General features: G+C 64.6%; 13 protein-coding genes. 4 read left to right on the forward strand and 9 right to left on the reverse strand.

Going from position 1 to position 14,363, the window contains the following annotated elements:
- Nucleotides 1-36: 36 nt before the first annotated feature.
- Nucleotides 37-1,431 (reverse strand): UbiH/UbiF/VisC/COQ6 family ubiquinone biosynthesis hydroxylase, encoded by a 1,395-nt coding sequence (locus B0G74_RS00780; RefSeq protein WP_132373145.1) that lies wholly within the window; start codon nucleotides 1,429-1,431, stop codon nucleotides 37-39.
- Nucleotides 1,432-1,452: 21 nt separating this feature from the next.
- A complete protein-coding gene (locus B0G74_RS00785) occupies nucleotides 1,453-2,859 on the reverse strand; it encodes an aminopeptidase P N-terminal domain-containing protein (protein WP_132373147.1) in 1,407 nt (468 codons plus the stop codon).
- A 203-nt stretch (nucleotides 2,860-3,062) separates the two neighbouring features.
- Here B0G74_RS00785 and B0G74_RS00790 point away from each other — a divergent pair, with 203 nt between their 5' ends.
- Both B0G74_RS00790 and B0G74_RS00795 read left to right on the forward strand, forming a co-directional pair.
- Nucleotides 3,063-3,677: a glutathione S-transferase C-terminal domain-containing protein gene (locus B0G74_RS00790; protein ID WP_132373149.1), complete on the forward strand. Its 615-nt coding sequence runs from the start codon at nucleotides 3,063-3,065 to the stop codon at nucleotides 3,675-3,677.
- 301 nt (nucleotides 3,678-3,978) lie between these two features.
- Nucleotides 3,979-4,737 (forward strand): M48 family metallopeptidase, encoded by a 759-nt coding sequence (locus tag B0G74_RS00795; RefSeq protein ID WP_132373151.1) that lies wholly within the window; start codon nucleotides 3,979-3,981, stop codon nucleotides 4,735-4,737.
- A gap of 136 nt (nucleotides 4,738-4,873) precedes the next feature.
- Here the strand turns inward: B0G74_RS00795 and lnt are convergent, their stop codons facing one another.
- The 7 genes from lnt to B0G74_RS00830 all read right to left on the reverse strand — a co-directional run bounded on the left by lnt (nucleotide 4,874) and on the right by B0G74_RS00830 (nucleotide 12,636).
- Nucleotides 4,874-6,583: an apolipoprotein N-acyltransferase gene (lnt, locus tag B0G74_RS00800; protein ID WP_132373153.1), complete on the reverse strand. Its 1,710-nt coding sequence runs from the start codon at nucleotides 6,581-6,583 to the stop codon at nucleotides 4,874-4,876.
- Between the two features lie 82 nt (nucleotides 6,584-6,665).
- The gene (locus B0G74_RS00805; RefSeq protein WP_091799238.1) at nucleotides 6,666-7,559 is read right to left on the reverse strand and encodes a transporter associated domain-containing protein; all 894 of its coding nucleotides are present in this window, start codon (nucleotides 7,557-7,559) and stop codon (nucleotides 6,666-6,668) included.
- 201 nt (nucleotides 7,560-7,760) lie between these two features.
- Nucleotides 7,761-8,462, reverse strand: a complete 702-nt coding sequence (locus B0G74_RS00810) for a gamma-glutamylcyclotransferase (protein ID WP_132373155.1) — start codon at nucleotides 8,460-8,462, stop codon at nucleotides 7,761-7,763.
- 49 nt (nucleotides 8,463-8,511) lie between these two features.
- On the reverse strand, nucleotides 8,512-8,973 hold the full coding sequence (gene ybeY / locus B0G74_RS00815; RefSeq protein ID WP_132373157.1) for an rRNA maturation RNase YbeY: 462 nt from the start codon (nucleotides 8,971-8,973) through the stop codon (nucleotides 8,512-8,514).
- A gap of 39 nt (nucleotides 8,974-9,012) precedes the next feature.
- On the reverse strand, nucleotides 9,013-10,092 hold the full coding sequence (locus B0G74_RS00820; RefSeq protein WP_132373158.1) for a PhoH family protein: 1,080 nt from the start codon (nucleotides 10,090-10,092) through the stop codon (nucleotides 9,013-9,015).
- Between the two features lie 47 nt (nucleotides 10,093-10,139).
- Nucleotides 10,140-11,513 (reverse strand): tRNA (N6-isopentenyl adenosine(37)-C2)-methylthiotransferase MiaB, encoded by a 1,374-nt coding sequence (gene miaB / locus B0G74_RS00825; protein WP_132373160.1) that lies wholly within the window; start codon nucleotides 11,511-11,513, stop codon nucleotides 10,140-10,142.
- 139 nt (nucleotides 11,514-11,652) lie between these two features.
- Nucleotides 11,653-12,636, reverse strand: coding sequence for a LysR family transcriptional regulator (locus B0G74_RS00830; RefSeq protein ID WP_132373162.1), 984 nt, complete (start codon nucleotides 12,634-12,636; stop codon nucleotides 11,653-11,655).
- A gap of 111 nt (nucleotides 12,637-12,747) precedes the next feature.
- Between B0G74_RS00830 and B0G74_RS00835 the strand changes: the two genes are divergently transcribed.
- Nucleotides 12,748-13,146, forward strand: coding sequence for a VOC family protein (locus tag B0G74_RS00835; RefSeq protein WP_132376809.1), 399 nt, complete (start codon nucleotides 12,748-12,750; stop codon nucleotides 13,144-13,146).
- A gap of 16 nt (nucleotides 13,147-13,162) precedes the next feature.
- The gene (locus B0G74_RS00840) at nucleotides 13,163-14,329 is read left to right on the forward strand and encodes an MFS transporter (RefSeq protein ID WP_132373164.1); all 1,167 of its coding nucleotides are present in this window, start codon (nucleotides 13,163-13,165) and stop codon (nucleotides 14,327-14,329) included.
- Nucleotides 14,330-14,363 lie beyond the last annotated feature (34 nt).

Consider the following 14,363-nt stretch of genomic DNA (forward strand, 5'->3'; position numbering starts at 1 on the left):
GGCAAAAAGTCCGTGCGGCGCGAGCGGGCGGCGCGCCTAGCGGCGCTGTCCGAACATCATTTGCCGTGCCAGCGCGGTTTTCACCGGCGGCAGGAATTCGAGCGCGGTGAGGGCGAGGCCGCGCATGATCGCGAGCGGCGCGAAGTCGATGGTGAAAAGGCGTGCGAGCGTGTCGGTGGCGCCGATCGTCATGCGCCGGTCGAGCGCGCGGCGTTGCGCGAAAGTGGCTAGCGCGAGCGGGGTCGGACCTTCCGCCGACAAGGCGTCGGCGAGCGCGTGGGCGTCGCGCAGACCCAGGTTCAGGCCCTGACCCGCCACCGGATGCAGCGTCTGCGCCGCGTTGCCGATCGCGACGACGTGGCCATTCACCAGCGTTTCCACGGCGTTCAGTCCCAACGGGAACGACGCGCGTCCCTTGATGTGCGTAAAGCGGCCCATGCGGTCGCCGAACGCGGCGCCGAGTTCGCGCAGGAAGTCTTCGTCGGAAAGTTGCGCGCGGCGCGCGGCTTCCTCGGGCGCGCAGCACCAGACCAGCGCGTAGTCGGCGCCGCGCACGCCGCCCATCGGCAGCAATGCGATCGGGCCTTGCGACGTGAAGCGCTCCCACGCCACGTGCGGTTGCGGTGCGGATACAGTCACCGTGCCGACGAGTGCGGTCTGTCCATAGTCGCGCGTGCCGGTTTCGGCGACGCCTCCGCCGGCGCGCCGTGCGGCCTCGCCGTCCCGGCCGGCTTGCCGATCAGCGCTTTTCGTCGCGCTGTCGGCGGCTTGGCTGCGGACGTTGTCATCGTCGGCACCATGGCCGACTTGCCTGTCCGCACTCGTGCTGGCGCCTTTGGCGGCGCGTTTGCCCGCCACTCGACCTGACGACTTCTGATCACCGAACAAGCCGCCTTCGGCATTCACCAGAATGCGTGTGCGCAACTGACGCGTGACGCCCGCGGTTTCGATCGGCAGCGTGACGCCGTCGAGTTCCTGCGTCGGCGCCGCGGCGGAGGTGGAGCGGAACCAGTGCACCGAAGTCGCGTGCACCGCCTCGGCGAGGCCATGCACGATCGAGCCGTAGCGCAGCACGTAGCCGAGTGCCGGCAATCCGTGCTCGCCGTGATCGATCAGCGTGCGGCCGAAGTGGCCGCGCTGCGAGACGTGAATGCGGTGGATCGCGGTGGCGTCGGCAGGCCAGCGCAGCGGTTCCAGGATCATCCGGCTGCCATGAGACACGGCGATGGCGCGCGGATCGGCGATCGAATCTTCCGGCTCGCGCGCGTCGACGAGCGCGATCTTCAGCGCCCGCGTCGCGCTGCGGCGCGCCAGCCAGCCGGCCAGCGCCAGCCCGACCGGACCGGCGCCGACAATCGTCACGTCGAAATCGAAGGGTTGGCCGGCCTTGGCGGGCTTCAGGATCACCGTCGACTGGGAAACGTCGTTCATTACGTGTTACTTCCTTGCGAGTTACTGCGCTGCTTCGTGGGCCGCGCGGGCTTCCTGCATCAGCGCCTCGATCTCGTCGGCGGCGACCGGCACGTCGCGCGTCATCAGTTCGCAACCGGTCGGCGTGACAATCGCGTCGTCCTCGATGCGGATGCCGATGTTCCAGTAGCGCTCGGGCACGCCTTCGGTCGGCCGGATATACAGGCCGGGCTCGATGGTCAGCGTCATCGACGCCTGCAGCGTGCGCCACGGCAGCGCGCCCGCTTCGTCGCGCGGCGCGCCGCGTTCGCGGTAGTCGCCGACGTCGTGCACGTCCATGCCGAGCCAGTGGCCCGTGCGGTGCATATAGAAGGGCGCGTAGGCACGTTCGGCGATTACGTCGTCGACCGTGGCGAATTTCGCGCGCTCGATGATGCCGGTGTCGAGCAAGCCCTGCGACAGCACGCGCACGGCGGCCTGGTGCGGGTCGTCGAAGGTGGCGCCGGCGCGGGTGGCGTCAATCGCGGCCTGCTGCGCGGCCAGCACGATGTCGTACAGCTCGCGCTGCGCTGGCGTGAAGCGGCCGCTCGCGGGGAAGGTGCGGGTGATGTCGGAGGCGTAGCCGTCGAGTTCGCAGGCCGCGTCGATCAGGATCAGGTCGCCGTCCTGAGCAATCGCGTTGCCGGCTGGGTAGTGCAGCACGCAGGCGTTCGCGCCGGCCGCGACGATCGACGTGTAAGCCGGCGCCTGCGCGCCGAACTTGCGGAATGTGTAGAGCAGTTCGGCTTCGAGTTCGTACTCGCGCACGCCCGGATGGCACGCGGCCATGGCGCGGCGATGCGCCTGGGCGGAAATCTGCCCGGCCCGGCGCATGATGGCCAGTTCGTGATCGTCCTTGATGAGCCGCATCTCGTCGAGCAACGGGATGAGATCGCACGCGGCCGCGGGCGCGGCGACACCGCCGCGGCTTTGCGCCCGCACCGCGTCGAGCCAGCCGCGTACCCGTTCGTCCAGTTGCGCCGAGGCGCCGAGCGCGTAATGCAGCGACGGCTTGTCGGCGAGCAAACGCGGCAATTGCGTGTCGATTTCGCCGATGGCGAACGCGGCGTCGAACCCGAAGGCCACGCGCGCGCCATCCGGGCCGAAGCGGAAGCCTTCCCACGTCTCGCGCTCGACGTTTTTCTCGCGGCAGAACAGCACCGAAGCCGGCTCGCCGGGCGCGGCGCTGGCGTCGAGCACAAGCAGCGCTTCGGGTTCGGTGAAACCGCTCAGGTAGTAAAAGTAGCTGTCGTGCCGGTAGGGATAGTCCGCGTCCCGATTGCGCAACGCCTCCGGCGCGGTGGGGACGATGGCGACGCCGCCACCCGCTGCCCGCAGCGCGGCGAGTACGCGCTCACGGCGCGTGCGGTGGACGTCGATGGCGATGGTGGGTTCGGTCAGCTGGTTCATCGTGAGATTGTAGCGCCCATGCGCGGAGTTATTTTGCGCGGGATACTGGCGAAAGTGGCGGCAGACACGCGCGCGGCGCTGTTGCAATCCGTCCACAGCGAGTCCCCGTGCGGCTCGCGAAGCGGCGGCGTGACGCTTCTGAGCGCTCGTGAACGGCGCCAAGCACTTATACTTTCGCCGGATTCAGGAAAAGGCAGACGGTAATGATGAAACTCATCGGTTCGCTCGCCAGTCCCTTCGTGCGTAAAGCGCGGATCGTGCTGGCCGACAAGAAGATCGACTACGAACTGGTGCCCGAGAATGTCTGGGCGCCGGACACCCGCATTCACACCTTCAATCCGCTCGGCAAAGTGCCGTGCCTCGTAATGGAAGATGGCGAAGCGGTGTTCGACTCGCGGGTGATCTGTGAATACGTGGATACGCTGTCGCCGGTCGGCAAGCTGATTCCGCAGTCGGGACGCGAGCGCGTCGAGGTGCGCTGCTGGGAAGCGCTCGCCGACGGCGTGCTGGACGCGGCGGTGCTGATTCGCCTCGAAGGCACGCAGCGCGCGCCGGAGCAACGCGTGGACGCGTGGGTCGCGCGTCAGCAGCGCAAGATCGACGAAGCCCTGATCGCAATGGCACAGGGATTGGGCAGCAAGCCGTGGTGCGCAGGCAATCACTACACGCTCGCGGATATCGCGATGGGTTGCGCATTGGGTTATCTGGATTTCCGCATGCCGGAATTGAACTGGCGCGAACCGTATCCGAATCTGGACAAACATTTCCAGAAGCTCTCACTGCGTCAGTCGTTCATCGATACGATGCCGGCCGACTGAATAAGCGGCTAATTGGCCGCGAGGTGATGATGTTTTGAATAGCGTGGTCAGTAATATCGTGCAGTTTGCAAAATTGTGTCATCAAAGCTTCCAGAAACATGAATTAAAGCTTACGTTGTGGTAAAAATGCGCCTGCCCGTCAGGCGCATTTTTTTTGTCTGTCGCGTGGCGCAAATGTGTTCATGCAGGTTTATGCAATTTACATATCCGGCTTCTTTTGCCGACGGTATGAAACCGTTGCGAACAGGCGGTGCATTAAAAGCGCGCCGCTGAATTAATAACATCGCAGAGAGACTTCCACATGAAATCGTACCGCTTTGCCATTGCCGCTTCCGCCTGTGCTTTATTTGCGGCATGCTCGAATGTCAGCAGCGTCGATCCGTCGGCGTTGATCAAGTCCGGCCAGATGGCCACTCAGGCTGCCACGCTGAGCGACGCCGACGTGCGTGCCCTGACCGACAAGTCGTGCGCGCAGCTGGACAGTGAAAACAAGATTGCCGCCGAGAACAGCAAGTACCAGAAGCGCCTGAACAAGATCGCCGCGCAACTGGGCGACAACATCAACGGCACGCCGGTGAATTACAAGGTGTACATGACCAAGGACGTCAACGCGTGGGCCATGGCCAACGGCTGCGTGCGCGTCTACAGCGGTCTGATGGACATGATGAACGACAACGAAGTGCGCGGCGTGGTCGGTCATGAAATGGGCCACGTGGCGCTCGGCCACACGAAGAAAGCGATGCAGGTCGCGTATGCGACTTCGGCGGCGCGTTCGGTGGCGTCGTCAGCCGGTGGCGTGGCGGGCGCGCTGTCCGGTTCGCAGCTCGGTGATTTTTCGGAGAAGCTGATTAACGCGCAATTCTCGCAAACGCAGGAAAGCGCAGCCGACGATTATTCGTTCGACCTGCAGAAAAAGAAGAATCTCGATCCGTCGGGATTGGTGACGGCATTCAACAAGCTCTCGGCATTGGATGGCGGTAAATCGAGCATGTTGAGTTCGCATCCGGCGTCGCCGGCGCGTGCGCAGCATATTCAGCAGCGTATTGCTTCGAACCAGTAAAGCTTGATAGGTACTAAAACGCGCGCTCGCGGTAATCCGCGGCACGCGTTTTTTATTGCGGCGGTTTTTGTTGACTCGATTCACGCGCGCCGCTTTTCATATTGGCGACGCGCGATCGAGGCGGTTTAATCGCGGCTTATTGCTTGCCGTTGCGGCGCCGCGTAATGCCGGGGCCGAACGCAAAGCCGAACGCCAGCAGCAGCAAGGAAACCGCCAGCACGGTGTTATTGCCGCTCGTGATGTAAGGCGTCCTGCCCGCGGTGCCTTGCACAGTGACGTCGAGCGAGCCGATCGTGTACGGAGTTAGGCGTCCGAGCACCTTGCCGTTCGCATCGATCGCGGCCGTCATGCCGGTGTTGGTCGCGCGCAGCATCGGACGGCCGGTTTCCAGCGAACGCATGCGCGCGATCTGCAGATGCTGGTCGAGCGCAATCGTGTCGCCGAACCAGGCCAGATTGGTCGAATTGATCAGCACGCCGGCCGGCGTATCGCTTTCGCGGATGGTCCGCGCAATTTCTTCGCCGAAAATGTCCTCGTAGCAGATGTCCACGGCGACCGGCTGGTTATGCACGATGAAGGGCTTCTGCACCGGCGCGCCACGGAAGAAATCGCCGAGCGGAATGCTCATCAGGTTGACGAACCAGCGGAAGCCCCACGGCACGAATTCGCCGAACGGCACGAGGTGGTGTTTGTCGTAGCGGTACACATCGCGCGTGCCGGGCGTGACGCCGAACAGGCTGTTCGTATAGTCGATCACCTGGCCTTCCGACGTGATGGTGCCCCCGATCGCGCCGAACAGGATCGCGCTGCCCGTCGAGTCCGAGAAGCTGCGCACCGCCGAGGCGAAGGGCGCCGGCAATTGCTGCGCAAGCACCGGTATGGCGGTTTCCGGCGTGACGATCAGATCGGCCGGCTTCGAGGTGATCATTTGCTGATACTGATCGATCGCGGCGCGCATGCCGGATTCCTCGAACTTCATTTCCTGTTTGACGTTCCCTTGCAGCAGGCGCACGGTCAGCGGCGCGTTGGCCGGCACGGTCCATTGCACGAGCGGCAGCAGCAGGCCGGCTGCGACCAGCGCCAGCGCGATCGCGCCCGGCACGACGACGCGTGCCACGCCGGGTTTCGCGCCGTCGCCGTTGCGGCTGGCATCGGCGCTCTGGTCCGGTTTGCGCGAGGACAGCAACGCTAGCACCGCTTGCACAACTAGCGCGGCCACCAGAGCCAACATCCAGCCGACGCCGTATACGCCCGCCACCGGCGCAAAACCGGCGAACGGGCCGTCCACTTGAGCGTAACCGCTCGCGAGCCACGGAAAGCCCGTGAACACTGTGCCGCGCAACCATTCGCCGATCGCCCACGCGCTCGCGAACGCCAGCGCGCCATGCCAGGTCGGCGAAAACGGCGTGTCGTCGGCGGCGGCGCCGTTGCGCGCGTGACCCGCGCAGAACGACCAGACGCCCGCCGCCAGCGCCGGATAAACCGCCAGATACAGGGAGAACAGCACGACGGCCGCGGCGGCGAGCGGCGCGGCCATGCCGCCGTAGAAATGCATGCTGACGTAGAGCCACCACACGCCGGTCACGAAATTGCCGAAGCCGAACGCGCCGCCCGTCAGCGCCGCGCTCTTCCAGCCGGTGGTGCGCGTGAGCCAGGCGAAAAAGAACGCGAAGATCGCGAGTTCGAGCCAGCCGCCGTGCGGCGTCGGCGCGAACGAGAGGGTATTGGCCGCGCCCGCGGCCAGCGCGACGAGGTAGTGCCAGCGAGGCAGCGTGCGGCTGCGGGTTTGCTCGGCGGTAGAAGCGTTCACGCCGCGGCGCGAACGGGAAGTCATCGGGTCGGCCATTGTTGCGCGGTCGGCGTGAGAGGTTGAAAAGCGGGTTGAAAAGCGAGTTGAAGAAGCGCAGAAAGAACCGGCCGGAACCCGCTCAGGTCTGCACGTGCTGCGCTTCGCGTTCGCGCTGGCCTGCGAGCGGATCGCGGCGCACCAGCAGCATGTGAATCTGGCGGGCGTCGCCGCGCAGAATCTCGAAGATCAGATCGTCGAGGCGGACTTTTTCGCCACGATGCGGCACCCGTCCGAAGTGATGCGTGACGAGTCCGCCGATCGTGTCGACTTCATCGTCCGAGTAGTGGGTGCCGAAGGCCTCGTTGAACTGTTCGATTTCGGTCAGCGCGCGCACGCGGAAGCGTCCGTCCGGTGAAGCGATGATGTTGCCGCTTTCCTCGTCGAAATCGTATTCGTCTTCGATATCGCCGACGATCTGTTCCAGCACGTCTTCGATCGTGATCAGGCCGGCCACGCCGCCGTATTCGTCGACCACGACCGCGAGGTGATTGCGATTCACACGGAAGTCGTGCAGCAGCACGTTCAGGCGCTTCGATTCGGGGATGAACACGGCGGGGCGCAACATGCCGCGCACGTCGAACTCTTCTTCGGCGTAGTAGCGCAGCAGATCTTTGGCCAGCAGCACGCCGATGATGTTGTCGCGATTGCCCTCGTAGACCGGATAGCGCGAGTGCGCTTTTTCCAGCACGTAAGGGATGAATTCGGCGGGATTGTCGGCGATGTTGATCGCGTCCATTTGCGCACGCGGCACCATGATGTCGCGCGCGCTCAGTTCGGACACCTGGAATACGCCTTCGATCATCGACAGCGAGTCGGCGTCGATCAGGTTGCGCTCGTGCGCGTCCTGCAGTATTTCCAGAAGTTCGGCGCGCGAGTCGGGCTCAGGCGAGATGAAATCGGTCAGACGCTCGAGGAGTGAGCGTTTTTCCTGCGGTTTGTCGGTTTGGCGTCGACTGGGATACGTGTCGTTCATGGTAGTGCGCCCGGCAAGACTGGGCGCGCTGTTGCAGAGCATTAAGGATACACCAGGCACATGGCAGGACCGTGTCCCGCCCGGCTGGGCGATGAGTGAAGCTCGGGTGAAGCGGCTCCGCCGTGAGGGCGAGCGTAGGTCAATCCTAACTGATTACGCGCGGAAAAGCGTTTTCAGGAAAAAAAGCGCCGTTCGTGACGGTTATTTCCGGTCTGCTTTCTGGGCTGCTTTTAAGTCTGCTTCGCGCCTCTCCTCCCGACACCGTTCGAGCAGCGCTTCGAGCGCGCGGTCGGGCATGCCGCTCTCACGCAGCGCATGGACCGTGCGGCTGACGTAGTCGAGCGTGGTGCCGTAGCGCCCGCTTGCGCAGCCGAACACGGTTTTGACGACGTCGTCGCGCAGCTTGCCGGTGTAGCTCGGCACGTCGCGGCGCATCACGAAGGCGAGCGCATCGACGCGCCGGCCGTCGGCGAGCACGCACGGCAGCCACGCCGGGCGGTATGAACCCATCGCCATTTCGCGACGCCAGAGTGCTTCGAGATGCGGCATGGAGCCTTCGGCCGCGAGCCGGAATGCGATGCCGGTGCACGAACCGCCGCGATCGAGCGCCAGCACGAGACCCGGCTGCTCGGGCGTGCCGCGATTCACGCGCGACCACAGGTAGAGCCCGCGGTGATAACCGTGGACTCTCGATCGGGTGGCTTCGACGGTGGGCAGGCCGGGATTCCAGATCAGCGAACCATAGCCGAACAGCCACAGGTCGCTCTTGCGGTCCCAGTCGCGCAACGTGCATTCGAGCGACGCGCGCAGTTCCTCGTCCGTCAGGAGCCGCGATTCGCCGAGTGCCGGTGGATAGTCCGGGCAGGGCGTTCGGGTGTCGGCTTCGGGGGAAGAGGTGCTCACGATGGGTTTTGAACTGGTTGGACGTTTGCGACGTGCGGGTGATCGACGCCTACTGGTAGGGATCGGGAAAGCCGAGCTTGGCGAGGATTTCCGTTTCGATCGCTTCCATTTCCTCGGCTTCTTCCTCGACTTCGTGGTCGTAGCCCTGGGCGTGGAGCGTGCCGTGCACGAGCAGATGCGCGTAGTGCGCGATGAGCGGCTTGCCTTGGTCGGCGGCTTCTTTCTCGACCACCGGACAGCACAGGATCAGGTCGCCCGTCACCGGATCGTCTTCCGATTCGGCGTACGCGAAGGTCAGCACGTTGGTCGAATAATCCTTGCCGCGATAGGTGCGGTTCAGCGTGCGGCCTTCTTCGGCATCGACGAAACGCACCGTCAGTTCGCCGTCCGCGAAGAGGGCCGCCTTGATCCAGCCGGCCACCGTGGTGCGCGGCAGCAGCGCCTTGTGTTCCGGCCAGGTTTTGGCGGCGGGAAATTGCAGATTCAACGTCAGTTTCGGGGCGCGGCTCATGCGGTTTCGTTGTAGTGCGTTCGTTGCGGCTGCGGGCGCTTAGCGCGAATCCGCCGGACTGGCGGTTTTCTGCGAATGCGCATCGTACGCCTCCACAATTCGCGCGACCAGCGGATGCCGCACCACGTCCGCGCTGGTAAAGCGCGTGAGCGCAATGCCGCGCACGTCGGCCAGCACCTGTTGCGCTTCGATCAGCCCGCTCTTGTGGCCGCGCGGCAAGTCGACCTGAGTCGTGTCGCCGGTGACCACCGCCTTCGAGCCGAAGCCGATCCGCGTGAGGAACATCTTCATCTGTTCGGGCGTGGTGTTCTGCGCCTCGTCGAGGATGATGAACGCGTGGTTCAGCGTGCGGCCGCGCATGTACGCGAGCGGCGCGATTTCGATCATCTGCCGCTCGAACATCTTGGCGGTCTTGTCGAAGCCGAGCAGGTCGTACAGCGCGTCGTACAAAGGACGCAGATACGGATCGACTTTTTGCGCCAGATCGCCCGGCAGAAAGCCGAGACGCTCGCCCGCTTCGACAGCCGGACGGGTCAGCACGATGCGCTTGACCTGGTCGCGCTCGAGCGCGTCCACCGCGCAAGCCACCGCGAGATAGGTCTTGCCGGTGCCGGCCGGGCCGATGCCGAAGGTCACGTCGTGCGAGATGATCTGCTTCAGATACTCGCGCTGCGCCGGCGTGCGGCCGCGCAGGTCGGCGCGCCGCGTGTACAGCTTCGGGCCGAGTTCTTCGAGGTCGTCGTCGCCGGCGTCGGCGGGCTGGTCGAACGGATGATCCGGATTGCCGGGGAAACGCGCGTCGCCCGCTGCGTCGCTATGACCATTGCCATTGCCGTTCGTGCGATGGCGCGCCGGGTGGCGCACTTCGACGAGCGCGAGCTGGATGTCGTCGACCGACAGCGGCTCGCGGGCATTGTTGTAGAAGTTCTCGAGCGCGGTGAGCGCGAGTTTCGCGCCGCGCCCGCGAATCGTGATGCGGTGGCCACGGCGTTGCAGCGTCACGTCGAGCGCCTGCTCGATCTGGCGCAAATTTTCGTCGAGCGGGCCGCAGAGGTTGGCGAGCCGCGCGTTGTCTTCGCGCGGTGCGGTGAATTCCAGATGCTGCTGAGTGGTCTTCAAGGCGGTGGGTCGATCCTGTCGGTTTCGCTACGCGCGTTGGCGTCGCTTTAATGGGTCGTGGCCGGAGCGTCGTCATGAACCAGCACGAGCTCGCCACGTAGCGAATGTGGGTACGCATGGACGATTTTCACGTCGACCATCTGGCCGATCAGCCTTGCGTGCGACGCCACCGGTGCCGGGAAATTCACCACCCGGTTGTTCTCGGTGCGGCCGGCGAGTTCGTTCGGATCCTTGCGCGCCGGGCGCTCGACCAGTATGCGCTCGATCTTGCCGACCATCGAATCGCTGATGCGCTGCACGTTTTCCTCGATGGTGGCCTGCAAATGTTGCAGACGCTTGAGCTTCACTTCACGCGGCGTGTCGTCGTGCAGATTCGCGGCCGGCGTGCCGGGGCGCGGGCTGTAGATGAACGAGAAGCTGGTGTCGTACTTCATCTCGTGCACGAGCGCCATCATCTTGTCGAAGTCTTCTTCCGTCTCGCCGGGGAAGCCGACGATCATGTCGGTGGAGAGCGACAGGTCAGGGCGGATCGCGCGCAGCTTGCGGATCACGGATTTGTATTCGAGCACCGTGTAGCCGCGCTTCATGGCCATCAGAATGCGGTCCGAGCCGTGCTGCACCGGCAGATGCAGGTGACTGACGAGCTTGGGCACCTTCGCGTAGGTGTCGATCAGGCGCTGCGTGAATTCCTTCGGATGCGACGTGGTGTAGCGAATCCGTTCGATGCCCGGAATGTCCGCGACATATTCGATCAGCGTGGCGAAATCGGCGATGTCCGACGAACCCAGCGTGAGACCGGCGCGGTAGGCGTTCACGTTCTGGCCGAGCAGCGTGACTTCGCGCACGCCCTGGTCGGCGAGGCCGGCGATTTCGGTCAGCACGTCGTCGAGCGGCCGCGACACTTCTTCACCGCGTGTGTACGGAACAACGCAATAGCTGCAGTACTTGCTGCAGCCTTCCATGATCGACACGAACGCGCTCGGGCCGTCGACGCGAGCCGGCGGCAGGTGATCGAACTTTTCGATTTCCGGGAACGAGATGTCGACTTGCGCGCGGCCGCTTTCGCGGCGCTTGTCGATCATTTGCGGCAGACGGTGCAGCGTTTGCGGACCGAACACCAGATCGACGTACGGTGCGCGCGCGACGATCGCCGCGCCTTCCTGGCTCGCCACGCAACCGCCCACGCCGATGATCAGATTCGGATTCGCTTCCTTCAGCTCGCGCACGCGGCCGAGGTCGGAGAACACTTTTTCCTGCGCTTTTTCGCGCACCGAGCACGTGTTGAACAGAATGACGTCTGCGTCTTCCGGCGTGTCGGTCTTCACGAGCCCTTCAGCCGCGCCGAGTACGTCGACCATCTTGTCGGAGTCGTACTCGTTCATCTGGCAGCCAAAAGTCTTTACATAAACTTTCTTGGTCATCGAATTTCGCCGGTCGCAGTGGTTAACCTGGGGGCGTCGTTTAAAAGGTGAACAGGGCGAAACGTGCGAGCGGGCCGCGGGGCGGCGCTTCAGGCCACTATCGGGCAGCGTCGGGGCACGTTTGCAGCGTAGCTCATTATTATAGCCCTTCGCGCGACGCGGTTTCCCCGGTTGCCTGGCCGTGTGGCCCGTCCGGCGGCAAGCCCAGCAGACCTTCCAGTTCGTCCGACACCTGCGCGAAACGCTCGCTCAGGAAATCCAGCAGCACGCGTACGCGCGGCGCCATGAAGCGGTTCCGATGGTAGAGCGCGTGCAGCGGCGCGTCCGGATAACGCCATTCCGGCAGCAGGATCTTCAGGCCGTCGGCGCGTAGATCCGCCTCCACGTCCCACATCGACTTGATCGCGATGCCGTAACCGCGCAGCGCCCATTCGCGGGCGACGGCACCGTCATTGGTCTCGCGGGCGGCTTCGAACGGCACGGTGTAGTGCTGCACCTCGTCGCCGCGCGTGAAGCGCCACTCGTTCGCCAGCCCGGAGGCGGTGCCCAGCACGATGCAGTCGAAATTGGCGAGATCGTGCGGATCCTTCGGTTCGCCCTTGCGCGCGATGTAGTCCGGCGACGCGCACAGCACGCGCCGGTTCGGCGCCAGCTTGCGGGCGACCAGCGAACTGTCCTGCGGCACACCGAAGCGGATCGCCAGATCGATGTCCTCCTGCACCAGATTCGACAGCGAGTCCGACAACGTCAGCGCGAAGGTCACTTCCGGATACAGCGCGTTGAATTCGTCGAGCCAGTGCATCAGCAGATTGCGGCCGAAATCCGAGGTCGCCGAAACCCGCACCTTGCCACGGACGACGCCCTGGCCGGCTTGCAGGGCGGCTTCGGCGTCGTCGAGCGATTGCAGCGCCTGACGGCAGCAATTCAGGTAGAGACGGCCTTCGTCGGTGAGCCTGAGCTGGCGGGTGGTGCGCTCGAACAGGCGCGCTTTGAGGCCGGCTTCGAGTTTGGCCAGGCGGGCGCTGGCGGCGGCCGGCGTCAGACCCATCTTGCGGCCCGCCGCAGACAGGCTGCCCTGCTGCGCGGCCTCAACGAACAGACGGATGTCACCGAGGTTGTCCATGGCGAATCTTTCAAAAGAGATTTGAAAATGCTTCAAATGCTACGCCAATTATCAAATCGACACTCAGCCTCGACAATTGCGGTCATGGAAAACCCTGATTCCGCCCAAGCCATGCAACTCGATCACGCGACGATCGTCACCGCCGAGCTCGACTCCGCCCGACGCTTTTTCGTCGATGTCGCCGGGCTGACCCAAGGCGCGCGTCCGCCGTTTTCGGTCGACGGCTACTGGCTATACGCGAACGGCCGCCCGCTGATTCACCTGATCGACGCAACGGTGCCCGCCGCGACCGGTCGGACGGCGCCGCGTATCGACCACATCGCCTTCCGGCTGGAGAGCGCCGCCGAATGGCGGGCGCTGCTCGGTCGCCTGCATGCGCACGGCGTCGATCACCAAACCGCCCATGTGCCGCAGATGGGGCCGCAGGAGGCTCAGGCGCAACTATTCGTGGCGCTCGCGCCGGGCGTCGTCGTCGAATTCGTGACGGCGCTGCATCACGCTCAACCTTAAATCCTGGAGTAGAAAAATGCCCATTCCATTACTGGCGTTGGCGATCAGCGCCTTCGCGATCGGCACGACGGAATTCGTCATCATGGGCCTGCTGCCCGAGGTCGCGCACGATCTGGCGGTGTCGATTCCCTCGGCGGGCTTGCTGGTGAGCGGCTACGCGCTCGGCGTCGCGGTCGGCGCGCCGCTGCTCGCGGTGGTGACCAGCAAGATGCCGCGCAAGCTGGCGTTGCAGTTGCTGATGGGTGTGTTCATCGTCGGTAATACGCTGTGCGCGATCGCGTCCAGCTATTCCGTGCTGATGATCGCGCGCGTGGTGACGTCGTTCGCGCACGGGTCGTTCTTCGGCATCGGCGCGGTGGTGGCGGCTTCGCTCGTGCCGGCCGAAAAGCGCGCCAGCGCGATTGCGCTCATGTTCACCGGCCTGACACTGGCGAACGTGCTCGGCGTGCCGTTCGGCACGTTCGTCGGCCAGGAGTTCGGCTGGCGCGCGGCGTTCTGGATCGTCAGCGCGTTCGGCGTGCTGTCGCTCATGGGGGTTACGGCGCTGGTGCCGAATCGTCATGACGCTGGTCCGGTCGGCCTCGGTCACGAAGTGCGTGTGTTGAAGGACCCGCAAGTCTGGACCGCGCTCGCGATGACAGTGCTCGGCTTCGGCGGCGTGTTCGTCGTGTTCACCTATATCGCGCCGATTCTGGAGCAGGTGAGCGGCTTTTCGCCGCGCGGCGTCACGCTGATTCTGGTGTTGTTCGGCGTGGGCCTGACGATCGGTAATACAGTGGGCGGCAAGCTGGCGGACCGCTCGCTGATGCCTTCGCTGATGGGCATTCTGGTCGCGCTCGCGGTGGTGATGGCGATCTTTGCGCGCACCAGCCATTCGCAGATTGCAGCGGCGGTCACTATCTTCGTGTGGGGCATTGCTGCGTTCGCCACCGTGCCGCCCTTGCAGATGCGTGTGGTCGAAAAGGCGGCTGCGGCGCCGAATCTGGCTTCGACGTTGAACATCGGTGCGTTCAACGTCGGCAATGCGGGCGGCGCGTGGCTCGGCGGCCTGGTGATCAATCACGGCCATTCGCTCGATACCTTGCCGTGGGTGGCGGCCGGAGTCAGCGTGGCGGCGTTGCTATTGACGTGGTTCGCTGCGCGTATGGATGCGCCGGCACCGACGGTGGCGCAGCGGGCGTGAGGGCAAATGAGGCAGTGAATCGCCTGCGCCCGTG

The organism is Paraburkholderia sp. BL9I2N2, assembly GCF_004339745.1.
Lineage (GTDB): Bacteria > Pseudomonadota > Gammaproteobacteria > Burkholderiales > Burkholderiaceae > Paraburkholderia.

Bases quoted from the DNA above. Each gene is read 5' to 3' on its own strand.
- B0G74_RS00780 (WP_132373145.1), bottom strand. From the start codon at position 1,431: ATGAACGACGTTTCCCAGTCGACGGTGATCCTGAAGCCCGCCAAGGCC.
- B0G74_RS00785 (WP_132373147.1), bottom strand. From the start codon at position 2,859: ATGAACCAGCTGACCGAACCCACCATCGCCATCGACGTCCACCGCACG.
- B0G74_RS00790 (WP_132373149.1), top strand. From the start codon at position 3,063: ATGATGAAACTCATCGGTTCGCTCGCCAGTCCCTTCGTGCGTAAAGCG.
- B0G74_RS00795 (WP_132373151.1), top strand. From the start codon at position 3,979: ATGAAATCGTACCGCTTTGCCATTGCCGCTTCCGCCTGTGCTTTATTT.
- lnt (WP_132373153.1), bottom strand. From the start codon at position 6,583: ATGGCCGACCCGATGACTTCCCGTTCGCGCCGCGGCGTGAACGCTTCT.
- B0G74_RS00805 (WP_091799238.1), bottom strand. From the start codon at position 7,559: ATGAACGACACGTATCCCAGTCGACGCCAAACCGACAAACCGCAGGAA.
- ybeY (WP_132373157.1), bottom strand. From the start codon at position 8,973: ATGAGCCGCGCCCCGAAACTGACGTTGAATCTGCAATTTCCCGCCGCC.
- miaB (WP_132373160.1), bottom strand. From the start codon at position 11,513: ATGACCAAGAAAGTTTATGTAAAGACTTTTGGCTGCCAGATGAACGAG.
- B0G74_RS00830 (WP_132373162.1), bottom strand. From the start codon at position 12,636: ATGGACAACCTCGGTGACATCCGTCTGTTCGTTGAGGCCGCGCAGCAG.
- B0G74_RS00835 (WP_132376809.1), top strand. From the start codon at position 12,748: ATGCAACTCGATCACGCGACGATCGTCACCGCCGAGCTCGACTCCGCC.
- B0G74_RS00840 (WP_132373164.1), top strand. From the start codon at position 13,163: ATGCCCATTCCATTACTGGCGTTGGCGATCAGCGCCTTCGCGATCGGC.